Origin of the sequence: Helicobacter felis ATCC 49179, from assembly GCF_000200595.1 — a bacterium.
GTDB lineage: Bacteria > Campylobacterota > Campylobacteria > Campylobacterales > Helicobacteraceae > Helicobacter > Helicobacter felis.
In genome coordinates this window covers 507,520-530,017 of record NC_014810.2, presented here as the reverse complement: position 1 = coordinate 530,017, position 22,498 = coordinate 507,520, and the positions used below count along the sequence as shown (strand labels likewise).

General features: G+C 44.4%; 14 protein-coding genes. 9 read left to right on the top strand and 5 right to left on the bottom strand.

Annotation, left to right across the window (positions count from 1 at the left end; genetic code table 11):
- Nucleotide 1: 1 nt before the first annotated feature.
- The 6 genes from obgE to HFELIS_RS02675 all read left to right on the top strand — a co-directional run bounded on the left by obgE (nucleotide 2) and on the right by HFELIS_RS02675 (nucleotide 4,620).
- A complete protein-coding gene (gene obgE / locus HFELIS_RS02700; RefSeq protein WP_013469002.1) occupies nucleotides 2-997 on the top strand; it encodes a GTPase ObgE in 996 nt (331 codons plus the stop codon).
- Between the two features lie 17 nt (nucleotides 998-1,014).
- A complete protein-coding gene (locus tag HFELIS_RS02695; protein ID WP_013469001.1) occupies nucleotides 1,015-1,656 on the top strand; it encodes a tetratricopeptide repeat protein in 642 nt (213 codons plus the stop codon).
- Between the two features lie 406 nt (nucleotides 1,657-2,062).
- Complete coding sequence (locus HFELIS_RS02690; protein ID WP_013469000.1) at nucleotides 2,063-3,115, top strand: restriction endonuclease; 1,053 nt, start codon at nucleotides 2,063-2,065, stop codon at nucleotides 3,113-3,115.
- Nucleotides 3,116-3,172: 57 nt separating this feature from the next.
- Nucleotides 3,173-3,982: a tetratricopeptide repeat protein gene (locus HFELIS_RS02685; protein WP_013468999.1), complete on the top strand. Its 810-nt coding sequence runs from the start codon at nucleotides 3,173-3,175 to the stop codon at nucleotides 3,980-3,982.
- A 12-nt stretch (nucleotides 3,983-3,994) separates the two neighbouring features.
- Entirely contained in the window at nucleotides 3,995-4,414 is a 420-nt protein-coding gene (locus HFELIS_RS02680) for a sel1 repeat family protein (protein ID WP_013468998.1), read from the top strand.
- A gap of 17 nt (nucleotides 4,415-4,431) precedes the next feature.
- Nucleotides 4,432-4,620 (top strand): SEL1-like repeat protein, encoded by a 189-nt coding sequence (locus HFELIS_RS02675; RefSeq protein WP_041302731.1) that lies wholly within the window; start codon nucleotides 4,432-4,434, stop codon nucleotides 4,618-4,620.
- 191 nt (nucleotides 4,621-4,811) lie between these two features.
- On the opposite strand, the gene HFELIS_RS02670 is transcribed toward HFELIS_RS02675, so the two are convergent.
- Nucleotides 4,812-5,831, bottom strand: coding sequence for a VirB6 type IV secretion protein (locus HFELIS_RS02670; protein WP_013468996.1), 1,020 nt, complete (start codon nucleotides 5,829-5,831; stop codon nucleotides 4,812-4,814).
- Nucleotides 5,832-5,915: 84 nt separating this feature from the next.
- Here HFELIS_RS02670 and HFELIS_RS02665 point away from each other — a divergent pair, with 84 nt between their 5' ends.
- On the top strand, nucleotides 5,916-6,707 hold the full coding sequence (locus HFELIS_RS02665; protein ID WP_013468995.1) for a hypothetical protein: 792 nt from the start codon (nucleotides 5,916-5,918) through the stop codon (nucleotides 6,705-6,707).
- On the opposite strand, the gene HFELIS_RS02660 is transcribed toward HFELIS_RS02665, so the two are convergent.
- Nucleotides 6,700-7,452, bottom strand: a complete 753-nt coding sequence (locus tag HFELIS_RS02660; protein ID WP_013468994.1) for a type IV secretion system protein — start codon at nucleotides 7,450-7,452, stop codon at nucleotides 6,700-6,702. The two genes, HFELIS_RS02665 and HFELIS_RS02660, sit on opposite strands and share 8 nt — an antisense overlap.
- Nucleotides 7,453-7,508: 56 nt before the next feature.
- On the opposite strand from HFELIS_RS02660, the gene HFELIS_RS02655 reads away from it, so the two are divergent.
- The gene (locus tag HFELIS_RS02655) at nucleotides 7,509-9,851 is read left to right on the top strand and encodes a VirB4 family type IV secretion/conjugal transfer ATPase (protein WP_013468993.1); all 2,343 of its coding nucleotides are present in this window, start codon (nucleotides 7,509-7,511) and stop codon (nucleotides 9,849-9,851) included.
- A 12-nt stretch (nucleotides 9,852-9,863) separates the two neighbouring features.
- Nucleotides 9,864-11,168, top strand: a complete 1,305-nt coding sequence (locus HFELIS_RS02650; RefSeq protein WP_013468992.1) for an anaerobic C4-dicarboxylate transporter — start codon at nucleotides 9,864-9,866, stop codon at nucleotides 11,166-11,168.
- On the opposite strand, the gene nusA is transcribed toward HFELIS_RS02650, so the two are convergent.
- The 3 genes from nusA to HFELIS_RS02635 all read right to left on the bottom strand — a co-directional run bounded on the left by nusA (nucleotide 11,165) and on the right by HFELIS_RS02635 (nucleotide 22,414).
- Nucleotides 11,165-12,295, bottom strand: a complete 1,131-nt coding sequence (nusA, locus tag HFELIS_RS02645; RefSeq protein WP_013468991.1) for a transcription termination factor NusA — start codon at nucleotides 12,293-12,295, stop codon at nucleotides 11,165-11,167. The genes HFELIS_RS02650 and nusA overlap by 4 nt on opposite strands.
- Before the next feature lie 63 nt (nucleotides 12,296-12,358).
- Nucleotides 12,359-13,630, bottom strand: coding sequence for an HP0729 family protein (locus tag HFELIS_RS02640; RefSeq protein WP_013468990.1), 1,272 nt, complete (start codon nucleotides 13,628-13,630; stop codon nucleotides 12,359-12,361).
- A gap of 123 nt (nucleotides 13,631-13,753) precedes the next feature.
- Nucleotides 13,754-22,414, bottom strand: a complete 8,661-nt coding sequence (locus tag HFELIS_RS02635; RefSeq protein ID WP_013468989.1) for a DNA-directed RNA polymerase subunit beta/beta' — start codon at nucleotides 22,412-22,414, stop codon at nucleotides 13,754-13,756.
- Nucleotides 22,415-22,498: the final 84 nt, after the last annotated feature.

Genomic DNA, 22,498 nt, shown 5'->3' with positions numbered 1-22,498 from the left:
CATGTTTGTAGATAGTGTAGAAATTTTGATTGCTTCTGGCAAGGGCGGTCCGGGAGCGGTGAGCTTTCGGCGGGAGAAATTTGTGATCAAGGGCGGTCCAGATGGGGGTGATGGGGGTGATGGGGGTGATGTGTTTGTGCAAGTGAGCAATAACACCGACACACTGGGGGCTTTTAGAGGCAAAAAGCATTACAAAGCCAAAAATGGCGCGCCCGGAGGTCCTAAGTTGTGCAGTGGAAAAAAGGGAGAGAGTGTTACCCTCATTGTGCCTCCAGGGACACAGATTTATGATCAGCAAAGCGGGGAACTCTTGGGGGATTTTATAGAATGTGGCGTGCCGGTCAAGCTCTTGCAGGGAGGCAAGGGGGGAATGGGCAATGCGCGTTTTAAAAATGCCGTGCAACAACGCCCCACCTACGCGCAAAAGGGGCTAGAGGGGGTGGAGTTGAGCGTGCGCTTGGAGCTAAAACTCATTGCTGATGTGGGTTTGGTGGGCTTTCCTAATGTGGGAAAAAGCACTCTAATTAGCGTGATCTCTAATGCGCGCCCCAAAATCGCTAATTATGCCTTCACGACCTTAGTGCCTAATTTGGGTGTGGTGAGCGTGGGGGATTTTAAAGAATTTGTGATCGCCGACATTCCCGGAGTCATAGAGGGGGCTAGTGAGGGCAAGGGCTTAGGGCTAGCATTCTTAAGACACATTGAGCGCACGCAGTTTTTACTCTTTGTGCTGGATGTAAGTTTGGATTTAGAGGCGCAGTATCAAAAGTTGCGCCACGAATTGGGCGCGTTTTCGCCCATTCTGCAACAGCGCGCCTTTGGGGTGGCGATCAATAAAATAGACCTGCTCCCCCCTGAAGAGCTTGCTAGTGTTCTAAACGCCTTTGAAAAGAGTTTAGACCCCAAGCCCGCCTTTATTCTGCCCCTCTCCGCGCATACCACCACCAATACCGCTAAATTAGTGCAAGTGTTGGCGCAGAATTTGGGCAAAGGCTAATCTTATAAGGAGTTGGCATGTTAAAGAATCGCTTTTTAAGTCTTGTGGGAGCTTTGTTTTTGTCTGTGGGATTGTGTGGGGCAGAGAGCGCAGAAGAGGTTTTTAAAAAGGCGATGGATTACTACAGACAAAAGAATTATACAAAGGCGTTCGAATATGCCAAAAGAGCGACAGACTTGCGGAATGCTGATGGATACGATATTCTAGGTATTATGTATTGTAAGGGACAAGGCGTTAAGAAAGACCTTCATAAAGCTTTTGAATATTTTAAAAAAGCTACGGAGGGTGGAGTTGCTAGAGCTTATGAATATCTAGGTATCATGTATGAGGAGGGAGAAGGAGTGAATAAAGATTATAGAAAAGCCTTAGAGTATTACCACAAAGCCGCCGATGCGGGGGAGACTAGTGCTTATAATATTTTAGGAAACATGTATTATTCCGGTAAGGGAGTGGTGAAAGATTACAAAAAAGCTTTGCAATACTACCACAAAGCCGCCGATGCGGGGTTTGCTGTTGCTTATAATAATTTAGGGGTGATGTATACTAATGGCGAGGGCGTAGGGGTGGATAAAGAAATGGCTTATGAATATTTTAAAAAAGCCTGCAAAATGGGGTATGAATCAGGTTGCAAGAACGCCAAGAGTCTTTTGGGGGATTAGATACTTAGAATCTTTATATAGAGATTATACGCCTTGAGTTTATAGCCAGTCTTAGGCGCAAAGGGCGGATTTTGTAGCTATCTATCATAGTGAGCTACAACAAACAAGAATATCCCAAAGCATAAACTTTTTAAGAGAGAGAGTTAGGAGATTTACGCGCGTATGCCGCCTTAGTGCTACAGATAAAGGTCTACCCCCTTGACTACCATTTTTATGTTGGAGACAGCACTCTTGCCCTAGGTTTTGCTTTAAAAACTTTCTATTTTTAATTCTTTTGTGCTAAGATAAGTCCTTTTGCTTTAAGGAGTTTTGCTTGCTTCTCATTAGATTTACCTCCCCCCCCCAATAAATTAAACTTTCCTTCTAAATTTTATCTCCCTAATCTTTTGGTTTCTGCGGAGTGCCTATGATGTGGCTCATCCTTGCAGGAATAACCCTTGTTTGTGTTGTTGTGATCCAACGCTTCAAAGCACCGCCCAACACTCCTAGCCAAACTCTCCAAAGACCACCCCCTAAACAACCCAGCGCACCCACCCCCGCGTCAAGTGATTTACACGCATTTGAGATAGAAAAACCCCATGGGTATTTTGATCAAAACACTAAAAAGGAGAATAAAAACATGGAAAAGGGGCGTGAGTATGAAAATTTTATCGCTCAGGAGTATGCCCAACAAGGCTATGGGCTCATTTTTCATCGCGATCTAGGCAAACAAGATCAAAAAATTGATCTCATTGTGGCTAAGGGTGAGGAGGTGCTTTTTATCCAATGTAAAAACTGGAATAAAAAAACGGGTCATCGTGTGGGTTTGGACTATGTCCAAGAGTTTTTACAAAATTGCGATGCCCTAGAAAAAGCAGAATATCGAGGCAAAAATTGCCAAAGACTTCTAATACTCTCTAGCCCCGTGCTAGAAAAAGAGGCGTGGCAATTTATCAAGGAACACACCCAAGACCTACGGGTGGATTTTAAAATCATAGAACACAAAGAAGGAGTTAGTATGGATTACGCCAAAAAATATAGGGATTTAGTGGCCGCTTATTATGCAGGTCAGGGCTTCAATGTCAAACGATACGATGAGAGTAAAGACAATCAAGAGAAACATTTGGCATTCACCCGCATCGATTTGATTTTGCGCAAAGACAAACAAATCATCTTTGCGCAGTGCAGAAACTGGAATCCAGATGGAGAACATAAGATCGATGCCAAGTATTTAGAGAAGTTTCTGCAAGATTGCCATGGCTATCAAAGCCATTTGTATCGCGATGATTTTGAGTATTACAAACAATGCTTCTTTAAAAATATCGTAGTGCTCAATAGCTCTAAGCTACTCGTCCCCGATGCCTTTGAGTTCATCAAGAGCCAAAAGGATAAAAAAGAGCATGAGCGGGTGTTTTATGAGGTGCTAGTCCCCTCATCTAGTATGGACAAGGTGAGCAAGTATGAGAGCAAACATGAGTAAACATTTGAGGGAGAATATGGACTTTAATGAAAATCTTGCTGATCGAGGAGCATGCTAATGAGTTTTTGTAGAAATAGTTACAGCATGTCCGTGTTGATGAAAATCATCACTGGGTTTTTGGTGTTGTGGGTAGCATGCGCGCCTTTGAGGGGAAGTAATTTTGATGAAGGTATCGGCCCTCTTTTGTATGAGGGAATCAATGCGGAATCTCATCATAACTATAAGAAGGCCTACAAAATTTACCAACAAGCACATGAGTCAGGCAATGTGTTAGGCACTGCGCTTTTGGGTAAGATGTATGCCTATGGTTTAGGGGCTGAGGCCAACCCCGGTAAGGCTAAAGTTTATTTTCATATTGTGCTCAAAGACACCAAAGTCAAGCATGAATCAAGGCTTACGATCAGCTATGATCAAGCCGGAGAAGTAGGCAATGAAAGATATTCTCCCACCTTTTTGAGTGCGGCTATGATTGTGGCTAATTTAGGTTTAGCTCATCTCTACCAAGAGGGTTTGGGCATGGGCAAAAGTCCTAGAAAAGCCTTTAAACTTTATAAGCATATTTTAGTGAGGATGGGTGCCAATAGGGGCCATGGATTTATGCTAGGAATGTTCATGAACATGGCAACTTTGGGACTTTCTGGAGCAGTGGCTGGACATAGCCTTAAGTTAAAAAATCTCCCCGTTGCACTTATACAGAAACTCCCCTACATCAAAACTCTCGTGTCTCAGACCCTTTATGAGATGGGCATGGCTTATAAAATGGGTATTGGTACGGGTAAAAGCCGTAGCAAGGCTAAAGAATGCTTTCAAATGGCGATTGATTTGGGTAGCAACCAAGCCCTAGAAGCCATGCGCGATCTCCAATAGGTAAGGATACATATGTTGTTTAATTTGCACAGATTAGTGTTATTGTTAGGATTTATTTGGCTAGCGTTGACTCCTTTGAGGGCGTTTGACTTGGACACTTCGCTAGGACCGCAAGCTTTGCAAGGTTTTGAGGCCCTCCAACAACATAATGATAGAGAGGCTTTTAAGGATTTCAAGCGAGCGCATGAAAATGGCAATGTTTTAGGCACGACTCTTTTAGGGATTGCCTATATGGAGGGTAGGGGGACAAAAGTAGATTATTATCTGGCTAAAACCTACTTTGATTCAGCTTTACGGATTTTAAAGACTTGGCGCGAGGGGAGTGGAATAGGAAATATGGCTTCCTCTCTGACACCGCTACAATCTTCGACTGCTCTTCTCGTTGCCAACTATGGTTTGGCTACCATGGCAGCAAGGCTTAGGCATGCCTAAAGATCAATCTAAAGCTTTTGCATGCCTCATCTTTTAAAAATCCAATAGCTAAGGAATATACTGCTCAAACTCTTTATCAAATTGGAGTAGCCTATAAAATGGGCATTGGCACGGGTAAAAAGCGTAAAAAGGCGATCAAGTTCTTAGAAAAGGCCGTGGAGTTTGGCAATAAAGAAGCGATGCAAGCTTTAGAGGGCTTGGAGTAGTATTTATATGACATAAGTCCTAGTGGCAATTGGAGTAATCGGATTTTGTTTAAGCGCGCATGGCAACTTAGTTTGCTTTTACTTGGTGCGATGTGGCGTGTTCTGCGCGTGCACATGGGCTCTTTTGCATTTCTTGCATGCGATGAGAGCAGGCGTTAAGAATAACTATAAGGGAAAGTGTTGATAAAATTTTAATGTCCATGTGTGTTCCTAATGGTAGTAGTTGGGGTGCTGGGCTGAGAGAGTGTTTTGATATTCAAGGTCATTTCCTGAGGCTTGGAATTACTTTTATGGCTCACATGGATATTTGCAGAGGGGTTGAGATTTGAGACATTTTGCACTAGCGCGCTCTTGCTTAATGCCACTAGCTGGATAGCATCTTGCACGCCCCCTTGTGTGTGAAAAAGAGATTGGATAAAGTGGGGAATACGCCACACAAGAAAGAGCTCTAAAAGCGCGCTGATGATAACCATAAAATACACTTCATAATTGGAGGCAGAGGCGGGGATGAGGGTTTGGAGAATCTGCGCGTTATAGCAGGCACAAAGCACCATGAGGGGTTGGTAAAAACTAAGCCCCGCGCATTTTTTTAAATATAGCCAAAGAATGGGGCGCAAACTGGCAAAAAAGCCTAAGGGAAGCACCAATATTCCTAAGGCAAGCCAAAGATAAATTTCAATAGACACGATGAGGCTTAGGGCTAAGATTAAAGTAAGTAACGCCCCCTCACAGAGTAACACCCCTATTGTTAGCAGAGTGGTAGCATTCAAACTTAGCGCGCCCATTGTGTGCATGATCAACTCTAGCGTGTGGAAAGCTTGGTTGATTAAAAAGGCGAAGTTGAGGTGTGCGCCCTCCACTCCAAAGGCAAAATTGGCATGTTGCAAACTAGATATGATGATTTCCATTAGAGCGTTTGAGGGAATGAATAGCGCGCTTTTAAGATACTCGTAAAAATCATGGGGGTGTTTCCACGCGTAATTAAAAAGGGTAAAAAAGCCCGCAAAACCCGCCAAAGAAAAGAGTGTTTTTGTGGCAAACATATCGCCCAAGCGTACCCTCTGGTATGCCCAAACCATCAAAGCTAAACTTAAAACTCCATTGTAAATGAGGGGGAGGTGCAAGTTTTCTAGTATCTGATCTCCCAAACTGGATAAAAGCTGTTGTGTGGGTTCTATAAAGAAACTTAGGAGATGTTGGTAAGGCTCCACGATCGACTTTCTTGCATTCTAACGCGTTGTGTATACAAATTGGTAGTATAATCCAAGTTTTTAAATTCTGCTCAAAGGTTTTAGATGAATCCCCTGCACACTCTCTTAAAAGACTCTCAAAAACGCTTGATTGTGGACGCGCGCGCCTATGCCCATAAGGTGCTCATGCAACACAAGCCCTATCCATGGCATGACCCCACTCTTTATAGCAACTACATGAAACAGGTCGCCTCTTTGCTCAGAGCAGATGTGTTGGTGTTGCGTTTTGACAAACTCTTAGAGGAGGAGCTTAAAAATAATACCTCACTTGTAGCCAAGATGAAAGAGAAAACTCGCAGTGGTTACGCTCTCAAGGTGTTTATGGCCGATGAGGAATTGCGCACCATCACCAGCTCGCTCATCAATACCGCAACGAATATTTTGCATGTGCATGTGCTCACACAACTTCCCTCCCCCTTAGACCTCTTGAAAATGACGGCTAGAGCTGTGGGGGCTAGTGAGGAATTTGAAGAAGATCAGATCGAAAACGCGGGCATTTATTATGCCGATTGGTTGCGATCTTATAAGGATTCCAAAGTGTGCGGTCTTCTCTTTGATGCCAGAGATCATGCGTTCAATTTAGAACTCTACAAACCCATTACCAACACCGCAGAAGGGTATGGCTGGGTGGTGGGCTTTAGGGAGTTAGAAGCCCTGCATTTTGTGGGGGAAAAAGCCCCTATTCCGGTGCTAGATTCGGATTTTTGGATCGATGCGAGTGCTGGGGGGGCGTGCGCTGGGGGGGCGTGCGTGAATCGGGTGTTTTTTACAGAAATCCATCAAGACGCTGTGCCTGAGGCCGTGCTAGAAAAGCTTAAAGAATTTGAACTTACTTGAAATCCTGCATTTGAGTAACGCTGTATTGGGTAACCTGAAAACCTGTAGGGTTTTTGGGTAGGGGGGTGTTGTCAGACTTGGGAGGGGACACAAAAGCGTAGCTTAGGGTGATGTTATATCGTTTTTCATAAACAGGTTTGCCCTCATGGAAAAGCTTGGCCTTGATTTGCACATGGCTAATTTTAGAGCCCTGCACCCCCTCTAAAATAGCGATGTGGATAATTTGAATATCTCGCTGGATTTTGCTGTCCGTGTAAACACTATTTTTAGAGGCGACCAATTCCTCAAAAAGTCGCCACACCTTGCTACTGCTTTGCAGACGCACGATCTCATAGCGTTCTTGATCATCAATCCCATTAATGGACTCGCGATTGAGGATATAATGCCCAATAAGAGAGCGCACAAGAGCCTCATTGCTTGAAATACTTCCATCAGCGCGCTGGATAATGGCGTAATGCTTGTCTTGGTTAGCAAAATCTATAAAATGGTGTTGGGTTTCCTTGAGGGGCAGAAGAACAACGATGGCAATCGCTAGACTTAGACTAATCACACTCAACAAAGCCACGAGCTTATAGGCAATCGCGGTGTGTTTGCGCTCCAATCTAAAGACGCTGTTTAAATCCATGTGCTTAAAGTTAAAACCATCGATCTTAGTCTTGATCTCTTCTTCAAATTGAGCTTGTCTAGCCTCCAAACGCTCCAAGAGTTCTTTTAAAAGTTGTTCACGCAGAAAATCATCTCTCATAAGGGAATTATAATTAACCCGGGCTTAATGCAGAATCCTTATAATTTTTCCTAGCAATGTGGCATAGGTTAGGCAATTTTTTACGCACCAAAGCTTGGGATTTTTTAACCGGCACCTTCCCCAAAGTCTATTCTATGACTGAGGAAAACAATATTTTGGGGCTTTATGATGCGCACTTTATCCTCACCAAACAAGAGCAATTAGTGGGCATGGTAGAAATTGAGGGTTTGAGTTTGAGTGCTATGAGCAAGGAGGATTTAGAGGGCTATTTTGAGAGCAAGCACCATGCCTTAAGCCAGCTTGATGGGGTGATTTTGCGCATTTACACCAAACGCCGCCGTGTTCTTTTGGAACAAAACCCTTGCGTGCAAAATGCGCACGCCCAAGCCATTATCCAAAGCTTTGAGAGCAAAGCGATCTATGAGACACGCTATTATTTAATCTTTGAAACCATCACCAAGCCCATTCAAGGCTTTTTTGCGACAAAAAAACTCCAGCTCACTACTGCAGAGGATCAACCCTACGCGCACAAACTCTCCCTTTTAAACCAAGCGATCGCACAAATCCGACACACGCTTGCCAGCTTTAAACCCACTCTTTTAAGTGGTCGCGAGGTCCTTGAGTTTTACGCTTCTTATATCAATGGGGTTAGTCTTCCTCTCAAGCCCTCGCAGGGTTTTTTAGAGGATAGCTATATCGCCACTAATGTGCATTTTCATCAAAATTACTTTGTGCAAGAGAGGCACAACACGCGCATTTATAATTGTATTATTGGGATTAAGGCATATGGGAGTCAAACCATCACTTCTATAGCCCTCTCTACCTTGCTCCATCACCAAAAAGAGTTAGACATTATCTTTTCAATCAAGCCTCTGAGCACTCAAGAAGCCCTAGCCTTCCTCCAAGAGAAAATCCGCCTCACCTTTACAAAGCTGGTGCGTGCAGAGTTAGAAAATTACTATGAGCTCATCAAGGCTAAACGCCTCTGTTTGCAACAATGCGCGCTCAATATCCATCTTAAAAGCCCGGATTTAGAAACCTTAAACCAACACGCCCAAGAGGTGTTGAGTTTGTTAGCTAATGAACACTTAGTCGGCGTGGTAGAAACTTTGGGCTTGAAACCGGCGTATTTTTCTTTTTTCCCGGGGCGCATGCATCTTAATCCAAGATTGCGTTATCAAAGCGCGCAGGCTTTGGCATGTTTGGTGGTGTTTGAGCGATTCAATCGGGGTTTTAAAAGCAATTCTTGGGGGAATATGCCCTTAAGTGTGTTTAAGAATTTGGATCACTCTGCCTATCTCTTTAATTTTCATAACCAAGAAGTGCGCCATTTAGGCGTAGCCAAACACAATATCGCTAAGGTGAATGGGCACACGATGATCATCGGAGCGACTGGGGCGGGCAAAACTACTTTGATGGGGTTTTTGATGATGAGCGCGCTCAAATACGATCATCTCAACATTCTAGCCCTCGATCGCGCCTATGGTCTTTTCTCTTGCACGCAGTATCTTGGAGGGAATTACAATAGCGGGGCGCATTTTAAAATCAACCCGCTTTCTTTAGAATATTCCCAAGAAAATCACGACTTTTTGCACTCCTTTTATCAAGCCATGCTCAATCTAACGCCCCAAGACATCGCAGAAAACAACGCCATTCATAAGGCTTTGCATAGCCTCTATTCTACTCTACCCCCCAAAACCTTTAGCCTTCAAGATTTTAAAGAAACTCTGATTCATAACTCTAAACTCGCTCTAGCTTTAGAGTCCTATTGTAACCACCCCCTTTTTAGTGCCCTAGAGGATAGCCTAGAGCTTAACAACCCTCTAACCACGATCAACATGGACGCTATCACCCTCAACCCTAAGGATTTAGGACTTTTAGCCTATTACATCTTTTATAAACTTTTTCATCTGTCCTTGCATGCCAATCGGGGGTTTTTATTGTTCGTGGATGAGTTTAGAAGTTACGCTCAAAATCCAAGCCTCAATGCCCACATCAATACCCTCATCACACAAGCGCGTAAGGCAAATGGGGTTGTGGTGCTCGCTCTCCAAGACATCCATCAGCTCGCACAAATGCAAGATGCCAAGAGTTTTCTAAAAAACATGGGCACTTTGATCATTTACCCTCAAAAACATGCCCAAGACTTGAGCTCTGAGCTAGGTGTTGCTCTCAGCCAAATGGAGAGGCATTTTTTAGAAACCACCCCCCTACACGCGCGCCAAGTTTTGATCAAAAACATGAATGATGGGAGTTCTAATATTGTAGATGTCAATCTTGAAGCCTTAGGACCTTATTTACAAATCTTTAATTCTAATGCCACTCATGCCAGATATTTAGAAGAGCTTATGCGCGCCCACCCTCAAACTTGGCGCACCCATTTGCTCAAACAAACTTAAGAAAGGAGAGCGATGTTACTCACATTGCAAATTGCTGTGCTCTTAGGAGCGATTTATTTGGGCGTGCGTTTAGGGGGAATGGGTATTGGTTTTGCCGGGGGATTAGGCGTGGTGGTCTTAAGCTTGTTTCTAGGAATGCGTCCGGGTAATATCCCTTGGGATGTAATCCTTATTATCATGGCAGTTATTGGGGCGATCTCTAGCATGCAACTAGCCGGAGGGTTAGATTACTTGGTGAGCGTGGCTGAGAAAATTTTGCGGCGTAACCCTAAACACATTAATTACCTAGCCCCGCTAGTTACTTATATCCTAACTTTGCTAGCGGGCACGGGACACACTTCTTTTTCTATGTTGCCCGTCATTGTAGAAGTGGCTAAGGGGCAAAATATTCGCCCCTCTCGCCCCCTTTCTCTAGCCGTAGTTTCTTCGCAAATAGCCATCACTGCCAGCCCTGTCTCAGCTGCCGTGATCGCCATGAGCGGCTTTTTAGAGCCCTTTGGAGTGTCTTACCCTATTTTGCTAGCCATCTGTATCCCTACTACACTTGTTGGCTGTATGCTCACTGCCTTTGTCGTGAGCACCTTTTTTCCTAACGCGCTAGAAAATAGAGCTATCTCAACAACCTCCACCCCACACTCCCACCAAGAGCTCCCCAAGGGGGCTAAACTCTCGGTGTTGATCTTTATACTGGGTATTGTTGCTGTGGTGTTCTATGCGACTGCTATTTCTAAAAACATCGCTTGGATTAAGCCGGTTATTCTCCCGCGCAATGATGCCATCATCAGCTTCATGCTCACCATTGCAGCCTTGATTGTGATGGTTTGCAAACTCAAATGTAACGAACTGGTCAACACCAGCACTTTTAAAGCGGGTTTGAGCGCGTGCGTGTGTGTGCTAGGTGTGGCGTGGCTAGGAGATACCTTTGTAAAGGGCTATATTGAGCCTATTAAAGCTCTTGCTTCCTCTTTATTGGTGCACTATCCCTTTTTGCTCGCTATAGGCTTGTTTTTTACGAGTATGCTTCTTTATTCTCAGGCAGCCACGACAAAAGCCCTAATTCCTAGCGTAATTTTGGCTTTGGGCATTACCCCAGAACATAGCGAACATGTTTATATTGTGGTGGCTTCCTTTGCAGCTGTTTCAGCCCTCTTTGTCCTGCCCACTTACCCCACTTTGCTAGGGGCTGTGCAGATGGATGACACGGGCAGCACGCGCATTGGCAAATATATTTTTAACCACTCCTTTTTTGTGCCCGGAGTACTCGCGATCGGCTTTTCTGTAGCCTTGGGCTTTTTACTAGCCCCTTTATTGCTTTAAGATTGGGGGGGAGTTGGGGGGGTTTTAAACAAGGATTCTAGCATGCTCAGACCGCTCTTTTTAGGGCTCTCTTCCTCAGCCAACACATTAAAATCGATCTCATAACCAGTAAGCATGCATGCCAAACGCACATTGACTCCACTCTTGCCAATGGCTTTACTCTTTTGATCGGCCTGCAAAGTTACTAGGGCATTTTTTTGAATCTTATCTTCTAGGGTCTTTTGGCTCAATTCGATTTTAACAATGTTGGCTGGTGATAGAGCGTTGGCGATGTAAATTTCAGGCACTTCGTTATAGTGCACGCAATCGATACTCTCATTGCACAGCTCTTTGCTGATCGCATTGATGCGTATTCCCTTGACCCCCACAGTCGCTCCGATGGGATCGATGTGGACATTGTGCGAGCGCAGAGCTAGCTTAGCGCGATCCCCGGGAATGCGCGCGATCCCCATGATCTCGATTTCTTTATCTGCAATTTCAGGCACTTCCAAATGTAAAAGGGCTTCTAAGAATTTTGGCGTAGTTCTTGAGAGTTCCAAAACTAGACCCTGTTTGCTGAAGTGCACGCTTTTAAGAATAGCGCGCAGAGTGTCCCCCACCTTAAAACTCTCCCCCTTAATGCGATTACGCAAAGCCAACACTGCCTGCACGCCTTCAATCTCTACAAAGGTGTTTTGATTTTTGTCTATATCTAAAACAACTCCCCTCACAATGGTATTGAGCATGCCTTTGTATTTTTGGAAGTATTGATCTTCTAGGCTTCTTTGGATGTTAAACTCCAAGTCCTTAAAAAGGGCGTTGACCGCTCCGCGTTTCATGTCCTTTAAGCTAATTTCATAATGTAGTAAATCATTAGGTTTTAAAGAAGGGTCGTCTTTGAGGACTTCTGTCAAGGCAAGTGTATTAGTGGGGTCTGCGACAAGCCTAGGATCGTCATCAGCACACACTTCCACCACATGCAAGAGAGTAAAATCCTTATTGCTATCATCAATCATAAAATTTGCTTGCGGGTCAATGGTGTTTTTGGCGACTTTGAGAATGCTATTTTTCACCACCTCTTTAACCATTTCTAAACTCAAGCCCTTTTCATAGGCAATCAACTCTACAATGTCTAAGATTTTTTCCATCTACATCCTTAAAGTATCGGGGTGTTTTTATATAAAAAAAGAGAATCCTAGTATAGCAAAACCTTATCGATTGCGTATGACAATATGCATTGTCTGAGGATTTTTAGATTTAAATTTAGCGGGCACTGGCTTTGAAGAGGCGAGTGTAGGTTTTTGGGGTGCTAGAGAGGGTTTTTGAGTGGAAGAGGATGGTGGAGATGGAGGCTTAATTTCATGGCGGACTTGGAGCATGTTTTTAACCAAGCTATTAGGAATTTTTATTGTCTTCTGATCGATTGCTACGCCTAAAATTTGACTTCTTGTGAGTTGGGCTTCTTGGAGTGTAATAGCTCGAGCGTGCACGCCTTCATTGCGAATCTTAGCAAACTTCTCAAGCTCATTGGGCAGTTGTTCTAGGGCAAAGGAAGCACTAAATGGGGGTAACTTTTCTTTCAAATCATAAAAACTGCGGTGTCTTAAAAGATCTTGGCATGCTTTAAAATCAATGTCCTTTTTAAAAACATTCTTGCATTGCCATATGTCTTCTAGCGTTACTTTTTTATGCTTTAGTGAGCAATCTACATTTAAAATCGCTGGTTCGATCGTGCTTAAAAATCCGATGAGATCTTTAATTAAAAGATAAGATTCTTGTTCTAACACCTTGGAATACTTGACAAGCATGGTGCTAAAATCATAAAGAGGGTCTTGTTTATTGGCCTGATACTCCAATTCAGCATAAACGATGTTATCCAAGCTTTCATAGTGCAGGCTGTAGGCGGATACCCCTAAGTTGACATCGATCAAAGATTGTTTGGTGTTTCTAAAATTCTGGGTTTTAAACACATTGGGATAAAATTTTTCCTGCCTCTCAAAATAATTATGAGGCTCTTTCATATTAATGATTAGGGGGTAGTCATAATCGTTCCCATAAAGTCTAAAAGTGTGATCGCCATAATTGGGCGTGGTGAACTTAGGCAAATGCTTATCACGCACCACAATAAAATTATTGCGCTCTAACTCTCTTAAATCCGTTACGATAAACCACGCCTCTACATCGTGTTTTTCCTTTTGATAATAGTCAGGAGCTCTGACTTGATCTAAATGGCTTTGTACCGCCTCCACCTTAGCCACAAAAAGATTGTCCCAATCTGTTAAGAAAAGTTGCAAAAAATTCGTGCTGTTCACATTTTTATAAATATCTTGCAAGGTTTGGAGGAATTTATGTTCCTTGTCTTTAGACTTGGAACGAATCTTGCCAAAAGCTACCCTTTTTTCCTTTTTGAGGATCTCTAAGTGCAACTCGATCACATCTTTTTTGTAAAAAGGGTTATAAAGAAGAAGCAAATTGAAAATCATAGCAGGCCACCCTTCTTAAGAGTTATCAAAACCCCTAATACTACTAAAACCGCGCTGTAAAAACGCTTTTAAGGTAGCCTGCGCCCTAGCGCGCTAAAAAAGCCTCAACCCCCTTCTTTTTTCTCACTCTACTTCTTCGAGTTGGAGACAGATACGCTTATCCTTATAAAGTCCTGTGCCCACAGGAATCATGCGCCCTAAAACTACATTTTCTTTCAAGTCCTCCAAGAAGTCCTTTTTCATAGCGATACTAGCCTCTGTGAGCACTTTAGTGGTTTCTTGGAAGCTAGCCGCAGAAATAATGCTATCGCTCCCAATGGCCGCACGCGTGATCCCAAGCAAAACAGGTTCGGCAATGGCGGGCTCTCCTTTGAGAGATAAAACGCGTTGGTTTTCTTCCCTAAAGTGCTTCTTGCTCACCAAATCCCCCTCAATAAACTTACTATCCCCGCTGTCTAAGATACGCACTTGGCGCAACATTTGTGAAACGATGATTTCGATGTGCTTGTCTGCAATGTTCACTCCCTGACCGCGATACACCTTTTGCACTTCGCTGACAATATATTTGTGCAACTCTTTCTCTCCACTAATGCGCAAGATGTCATGACTGCTCACCACCCCCTCTGTGATCGCCTCACCCGCGTGCACAAATTCGTTGGGGTGGACCAAAATTTTCTTGCCTTTATCTACAAAATGTTCTGAACGACTTCCATCGCTAGCTTCGATCACCACCCGCTCTTTATTGCGCACAGCTTTACCAAAGCTCACGATCCCATCTTTTTCAGAGAGAATTGCGGTGTCTTTAGGCTTACTTTTGCGCGCCTCAAAAATATCTGAAACACGGGGCAAACCACCGGTAATATCCTTAGACTTAGCCGTAGCTTTGGGCACTTTAGCCAAAATATCTGCTACTTCTACCTGCGCCCCATCATTGACCATAATAGCAGTTTTGGACTCGAGAGGGTAGGTGATTTCCTCCCCTGTTTCTGCCTCAATCACCAAACATGGTTTTAGATCATTGGGGATATAGTCATTGACGGTCATGGTGCTAATATTAGTGTTTTGATCCTCAACCTGAGTTACACTTACTCCAGGAACGATATCTTGAAAATACACTTTACCTTTTATATCCGCAATAATGGGCGTGCTATAAGGGTCCCAAGTGGCAATGAGATGTTTTGCCTCCTGATTGGCTTTTACTAGCAATGTCTTGGGCTCTACAGGACTATTATCACCTGTTTCAATGACAGAACCGCGGGCGATATAGTGGCGGATCGCCTCGCGATCGTTTTCATCAGCTACCACCGCAAAAAGCCCTTTTTCAGAAACCACTGCCCCCACTTGAATATCCCTGAAGCGCTCCAAGTGATCGTCTACAAGGTTGTAATATTTCACCACGCCTTTTTCTTTAGCGTAGATATCCTGAGTGATTGGATCGTTATCATTAATCGTGATCTCTGAGGCGTAGGGGATGCGGTTGGGCACATTCCAACTATCTTTAATAATATCAGCGATACTGCCCCCCTTGTGCACTTTATGACCACTGCCATAGGGGAGGTAGATTTTACCCTCGATTTTACCGCTCACCCCAGCTAACTCATTGGGTTTAGCCACATCGCTTTTGCGCAATACAAAACGCGCTTCTTGCGCTCCATTGAGCACGCTTAAGACCACTTCTTCATGAGAGTTATCAATGCGGATTTCGCCATCAAAGGGAGCCTTGATCTTGGGTTCTACCACAAGAATCGCTGCGTTACGGCGATTAGCAATGATATTTTTTCCCTCTTTGTTTTTGTAAGTCTTGACATTAAAGAAGCGCACAAAGCCTTCATTATTGGCCACGATTTCGCGCTCCTCTTGGCTACGCGATGCGGTTCCACCTACGTGGAAAGTGCGCAATGTGAGCTGAGTTCCGGGCTCGCCGATGGATTGAGCGGCCACTACGCCCACAGCTTCCCCGGGTTTGACCATCTTGCCCTCACCCAAATTCAAGCCATAGCACTTAGCGCACACGCCTTTATGCGCTTTACAGGTAATAGGGGTGCGGATGGTTACAGATTTAATGCCCGCTTCTACAATTTTCTTAGCCTTTTCCTCATCAATTAGAGTATCTGTATTGAGCAAAATTTCATTGGTGAGGGGATCGATGATGTCTTCAACTAAAACCCGCCCAAAAATGCGCTCTTCTAAAGGCTCGATGAGCTCGCTCCCCACAGTAATATCCGTGATTTCAATGCCTTCATGTGTGCCACAATCCTCTTGAACGACCTTGACATTTTGGGCAACATCGATGAGTTTACGAGTCAAATACCCCGCAGTGGCAGTTTTTAACGCGGTATCTGCTAGCCCTTTGCGCGCCCCGTGCGTGGAGTTAAAATACTCCAACACATTCAAGCCCTCTTTAAAGTTAGAAATAATAGGGGTTTCAATAATGCTACCATCTGGTTTGGTCATTAATCCACGCATTGCTGAAAGTTGTCTGATTTGTGTTGCCGAACCACGCGCGCCACTATCAGCCATCATATAAATGGAGTTAAAGCCTTGTTTATCCTTAGCGATAGCCTCCATCATTTCTTTACCCATCACATCGTTCACTTCTGTCCAAATGTCGATGATTTTATTGTAGCGTTCCTGTTCGCTTAAATGTCCCCCCTCAGACTGCCCTTGAATCGCCTTAACCTGCTCTTTAGCATTTTCTATCAAATGCGCTTTGTTGTGGGGTGTAATAATGTCCTCTATGGAGATCGAGATTCCCGCTTGAGTGGCGTAGCGGAAACCTAGCATTTTCAAATTATCCAAGAACTGCGCTGTTTTGCCGATCCCTCCTTCTTTATAGACAAAATCTACCAAAGCGCCTATGTCTTTTTTCTTCATCACCTTATTCCACAAATGGGGTGGAACAAACTCAGGTAGAATAGATTTAATGACTAAACGGCCTGCCGTGGTTTCAAGAATATGGCGGTCTTGCAAAACCCGCACTTTAGCATGTAAATCCAATTCTTTGGCATCAATGGCTACTAAGACCTCCGCCACGCCAGAAAAGATTTTGTGTCCGCCCAACACATCCTTTTTTTCTAAGGAGAGATAATAGATCCCAAGCACCATGTCTTGGCTTGGCACAGCCACAGCCTTACCACTTGCAGGTAAGAGAATATTCATGGAACTGAGCATCAAGACCTTACATTCTGTGATCGCCTCTTGGCTTAAGGGCACATGCACGGCCATTTGGTCGCCATCAAAGTCCGCATTAAAGGCAGAACACACCAACGGGTGCAACTGGATCGCCTTGCCATCAATGAGTTTAGGGTGGAAAGCTTGAATGGATTGTTTGTGCAGAGTGGGCGCGCGGTTGAGCAAGACAGGGTAGCCATCTACAATTTCCTCTAAGCACTCCCAAACCTCATTGGTTTTCTGCTCGATCATGCGTTTAGCTTGTTTGAGGGTGGTTGCAAAGCCCTTTTCTTCCAATTTGGAGAGCAAATGTGGTTTAAAGAGTTCTAGTGCCATGTTTTTGGGCAAACCACATTGATCCATTTGTAAATTGGGACCTACCACGATGACGCTACGCCCTGAGAAATCCACGCGCTTACCTAGTAAGTTTTGGCGGAAACGCCCTTGTTTCCCCTTAATGATTTCTGAGAGGGATTTAAGAGGGCGTTTGTTCGCACCTTTAACTGCATTAGCATTGCGCCCGTTATCAAAGAGCGCGTCCACGCTTTCTTGCAACATACGCTTTTCATTACGCACGATAATTTCTGGCGCGCCCAGCTCCATAAGGCGTTTCAAGCGTTGGTTGCGGTTGATCACACGGCGGTACAATTCATTAACATCACTCACAGCAAATTTACCCCCATCTAGTGCTACTAGAGGACGCAGATCCGGAGGCAAGACTGGCAGAGCAGTGAGCACCATCCACTCGGGGCGATTGCCGGAATTTAAAAAGCTTTCTACGACTTTAAGGCGTTTGATGAGCTTCTTTTTCTTGGCATCTGAATTTGTGCCCTTGACTTCTTCTTTGAGGCTATTGAGTAGATGCACCAAATCCAATTCCTCAAGCAGGTTTTTAATCACCTCCCCTCCCATATGGGCTACAAAACCATGATCTTCATAACGTCGCGCGACACTTTGAAACTGCTCTTCATTGAGAATGTCATATTTGCATACCGGTTTGGTGTTCTCTAAATCATAGAAAGCCTCTCCGGGTTCTTGCACAATATAAGCCTCATAATAGAGCACGCGCTCTAGGTCTTTCATTTTGATGCCCAAGAGCGTGCCAATACGGCTAGGTAGTGAATTGACATACCAAATGTGCGCTACGGGAGTGGCTAGCTCAATATGCCCCATACGGAAAGAGCGCACCTTAGAGCTGGTGATCGCCACGCCACATTTTTCACAGCTTCCAATGGTCTTATAGCGAGGCTTTTTATACTTCCCACACAAGCACTCATAATCTTTGGTAGGTCCAAAGATTTTCATACAAAACAACCCATCCCGCTCGGGCTTGAGGGTGCGATAATTGATGGTTTCAGGCTTTTTGACCTCCCCATAACTCCACTCCCTGATTTTATCCGGACTAGCTAAGGTGAGTTGGAAAGAGCTAAAATCTTTGGGGCGTTCGTCTTCTTTGATGGCAATGGGCTTGGGCGCGCCAAATTCATCGACTTCATCCCCAAAAATACTAACTTCTAGGCCTAGAGATTGCAGCTCTTTAGTGAGCACATAAAAAGTCTCAGGGATTTCAGACTCGCCCACATGTTCGCCCCGCGCTACGGCTTTATAGGCGTTTTCGCGTCCTTTAATATCATCAGACTTAATGGTAAGCATCTCTTTGAGGGTATGGGCTGCTCCATAGGATTCTAAAGCCCAAACCTCCATCTCCCCGAAGCGTTGGCCTCCAAAGAGCGCTTTACCTCCTACGGGTTGCTGGGTTACCAAAGAATAAGGTCCTGTGCTTCTAGCATGCACTTTTTCATCTACAAGGTGGTGGAGTTTGAGCATGTACATGTAGCCCACATTGACCCGCTCCTTCATCTTTTCACCTGTGCGTCCATCATAAAGCTCTACTTTACCATCTGGATCAATTTGGGCGAGTTCAAAGAGGCGTTTGAATTGTTCCTCACTAATGCCTTCAAAAACAGGGATAGCAAATTTCACCCCAGAACTCCAATCCCGCGCATAGGCAAGCAAGGTTTCATCCGGGCAATTTTCTAGCATTTTGGCTAGACTATCGTTTTGGATATTGACCACATGGGCGATCTCAAGCATTTTGGCGCGCAATTTAGCAAGCATATCTTGAGTATGACTTTTGAGCAACGCGTCAATTTGTCCACCTAATTGTTTGCCCACTAAACCTAAATGCACCTCTAGGATTTGCCCAATGTTCATCCGACTTGGCACGCCAAGAGGATTAAGCACAATGTCTACAGGTTCGCCATCGGCAGTATAGGGCATGTCGGCAATGGGCACGATATTAGACACAATGCCCTTATTGCCGTGCCGTCCAGCCATTTTATCCCCCACTTTGAGCTTGCGCTTAGTGGCAATGTAAATCTTAACTTTTTTGATCACTCCATTGGGCAGAATGTCATCTTTTTCTAAAATAGAAAGCTTTTCTTCATGCTCTTGGCCTAAGATTTTTTTCTGCTCCAAGAAGTTGGTCTTAATGTGCTCAAATTGATCTTGAACAGCCTTCCTATATTTTTTGGCCAAAGAGGCTAAACCAAAGCGGTTGATCTCCATCACGACATCTTTGGGGATTTTGCTCCCTTTAGGATAAGTAATGTCATTGAGGGTAGTGCTCTCCTCTAGGGGCTCTTTAGAAAAGAGCGCGCTAATTTGCAAAAGCTCCTCTCTATTGAGCATGGTCAAGCGATCGAAATGTTCAATATCTAGCGTGGCTTTTTCCTCCTCATAGGCACTCACCGCGCGCGCATCCTTTTCATAGCCTTTTTTGGTAAGGATATGCACTCCGATCACAACCCCTTCTAAAGAGGGAGGGCAGTAAAGCGATTTGTTCACCACATGCCCAGCCTTGTCCCCAAAAATAGCGCGCAATAAACGCTCTTCGGGCGTGCTTTTCATCTCCCCTTTGGGCGACACTTTGCCCACTAGAATCATCCCAGCATTGACATAAGTCCCGATTTTTACAATCCCTCCGCTGTCTAAATGCGCCACTTCTTCCTCTTTGACATCAGGAATGTCTGCGGTAAATTCCTCAATGCCATGTTTGAGTTCGCGCGCTTCGACCTCTTTTTCATAGATGTGCACAGAGGTAAAAACATCGTCTTTAGTGATTTTTTCACTCACCACGATCGCGTCTTCAAAGTTGTAACCATTCCAAGGCATGAACGCCACACGGATATTTTTCCCTAAAGCCAATTCGCCAGAATCCATGCTAGGGCCATCAGCAATGATTTGTCCAGCTTGCACGCGATCGCCTACCTTGACAATGGGAGTTTGGTTAAAGCAGGTGTTTTGGTTGGTGCGTAGATTTTTTTGTAATAAGTAGGCATCAATATAGGTTTGCTCGCCCTCACCTAAAATATAAATGTTCTTAGAATCCACCTTTTCTACAATCCCACTGCGCGTTGCTTTGACACTTCCCCATGAATCGCGCGCAATAATGCTCTCAATGCCGGTCCCCACAATAGGAGTTTCTGCTTTTAAGAGGGGCACGGCTTGGCGTTGCATGTTGGTCCCCATCAAGGCGCGGTTAGCATCGTCATGTTCTAAGAAAGGAATAAGAGAGGCCGCCACGCCCACAAGCATGCGCGAGCTTAAATCCATCAAGGTAACCTTGTCTTTTTCGCGCATGACAATTTCCCCACTCACGCGGGTTTCTAAAAAGTCATCTTGAATATAACCCTGTGCGTCTATGCGCGTGCTAGCAGGAGCGATCACCTGCCCTTCTTCTTGGATGGCGGTTAAATAGACCACCTCCTCACTCACTTTACCATTGATCACTTTTTTATAGGGAGCTTCGATGAAACCTAAATCATTCACCCGTGTAAAGGTAGAGAGGGTGTTGATCAACCCGATATTTTGCCCCTCAGGGGTTTCAATAGGACAAATGCGCCCGTAGTGAGTGGGGTGCACATCTCTAGCCTCAAAGCCCACGCGATCCTTAACCAAACCCCCTTCACCCAATGCAGAAATACGGCGTTTGTGCGTAACTTCTGAGAGTAAGTTAGTTTGATCCATAAACTGAGAGAGTTGTCCGCTCATGAAAAATTCTAAAATCGTGCTGGTGATCGTTTTGGAATTGACTAAATCATGGGGCATCAAGCTTTCCAAAGCATTGTTCATGGTGCTCAATTTATCCTTGATGGTTTTTTGCATTTTCATCAAGCCTTCATGGAGCTCATTAGCTAAGAGTTCGCCCACCGCACGGATTCTACGATTGCCCAAGTGATCGCGATCGTCAATCTGCCCCTGTCCATTCTTAATCTTGATCAGGTATTTCATGGTGGCGATGATGTCCTCGTGGGTGAGCACGGTTACATAATCGGGCACTTTAACTTGGAGCTTATGATTCATTTTCATGCGCCCCACCATGGTTAAGTCGTAGCGCTCGGGGTCAAAAAAGAGCTGTTGCACATAGGCTTTAGCTACATCAGGGGTTACAGGATCGCCCGGGCGCATCACTTTGTAAATGCGAATAGCGGCTAAGGCACTCTCATCCTCGATTTTTTCACTCTGTCTAAGCAAGCGCAATGCGTCCGCATCGCCCAAGAAGGATTGAATCAAGGCCACATCATGCCCTAAGGCCAAGTCATTGGCGATCACAAATTCACTGATGCCTGCCTCTTGGATTTTTTCTAATTTGGAGGTTTCTAGTAGAGTGAGACTATCTAACAACACCTCCCCTTGTGCATTTAAAACAGGTTCGGCCAAGTAGCGGTTGCGCAATACATCACTAGGATATTCCACCCACTCAATCTTGCTTGCTCGAAGATCCCTAGCCTTTTTATTGCTCAGTTTTTTGTTGGCAACAACGAGCACATTACCCTTATCATCTTTGAGATCAAAATCAAAATGTTGATCCAAATTAATATCTGCAAAGGGGATATAATATTTTTCCCCCACACAGCGCACCTTTAAAAGGGGATAAAAGATACGGATAATATCCTGTTTACTATAGCCTAACGCACGGAAAAGAATGGTGGCAGAAACTTTACGGCGTTTGTTGATGCGCACATGTAAAGTGTCCTTAGCATCGTATTCAAAATAGAGCCATGAGCCACGATCGGGAATAATTTGACCGGTGTAAATGAGCTTATTGGCACTGGTAGTAGATTTTTCCTCTTTAAAAATCACACCGGGACTGCGGTGCAATTGGTTAACCACCACGCGTTCTACCCCATTGATGATAAAGGAAGTGCGATCGGTCATCAAGGGAATTTCACGGATAAAAATACTTTGTTCCTTAATATCTTTGGGACCTAGTCTCTCCTCTGTCTTGGGATCTTTTTCCCACAAAATAAGACGGATTTTGATTTTAAGAGGCACAGAGTAAGTGATGCCTCTCTCCATCGCCTCACGCACTGTGTACTTACTCTTACCATACTCGCACCCATCGTATTCCAAAGTGATGCGGTTTTGGGTGTCGTGGATGGGAAAAACGGATTTAAACACCCGCTCAATCCCACTTTCACGCCCCCCTTTAGGGTGGAGAAAAGCCTCATAGCTATTTTTCTGCAAAAGCAATAAATTGGGAACTTCCAACTCCTGAGCCATTTTAGTGAAATCCGCACGCAAGCGCTGAGTCAAGGCTGAATACTGCATGTTAAACCTTTTTGGAATATGTAAAGTTGGCATTGTAGATAAATAGCCACACGCATTTACCTAAAATGTCTGCTTTAGCAAATA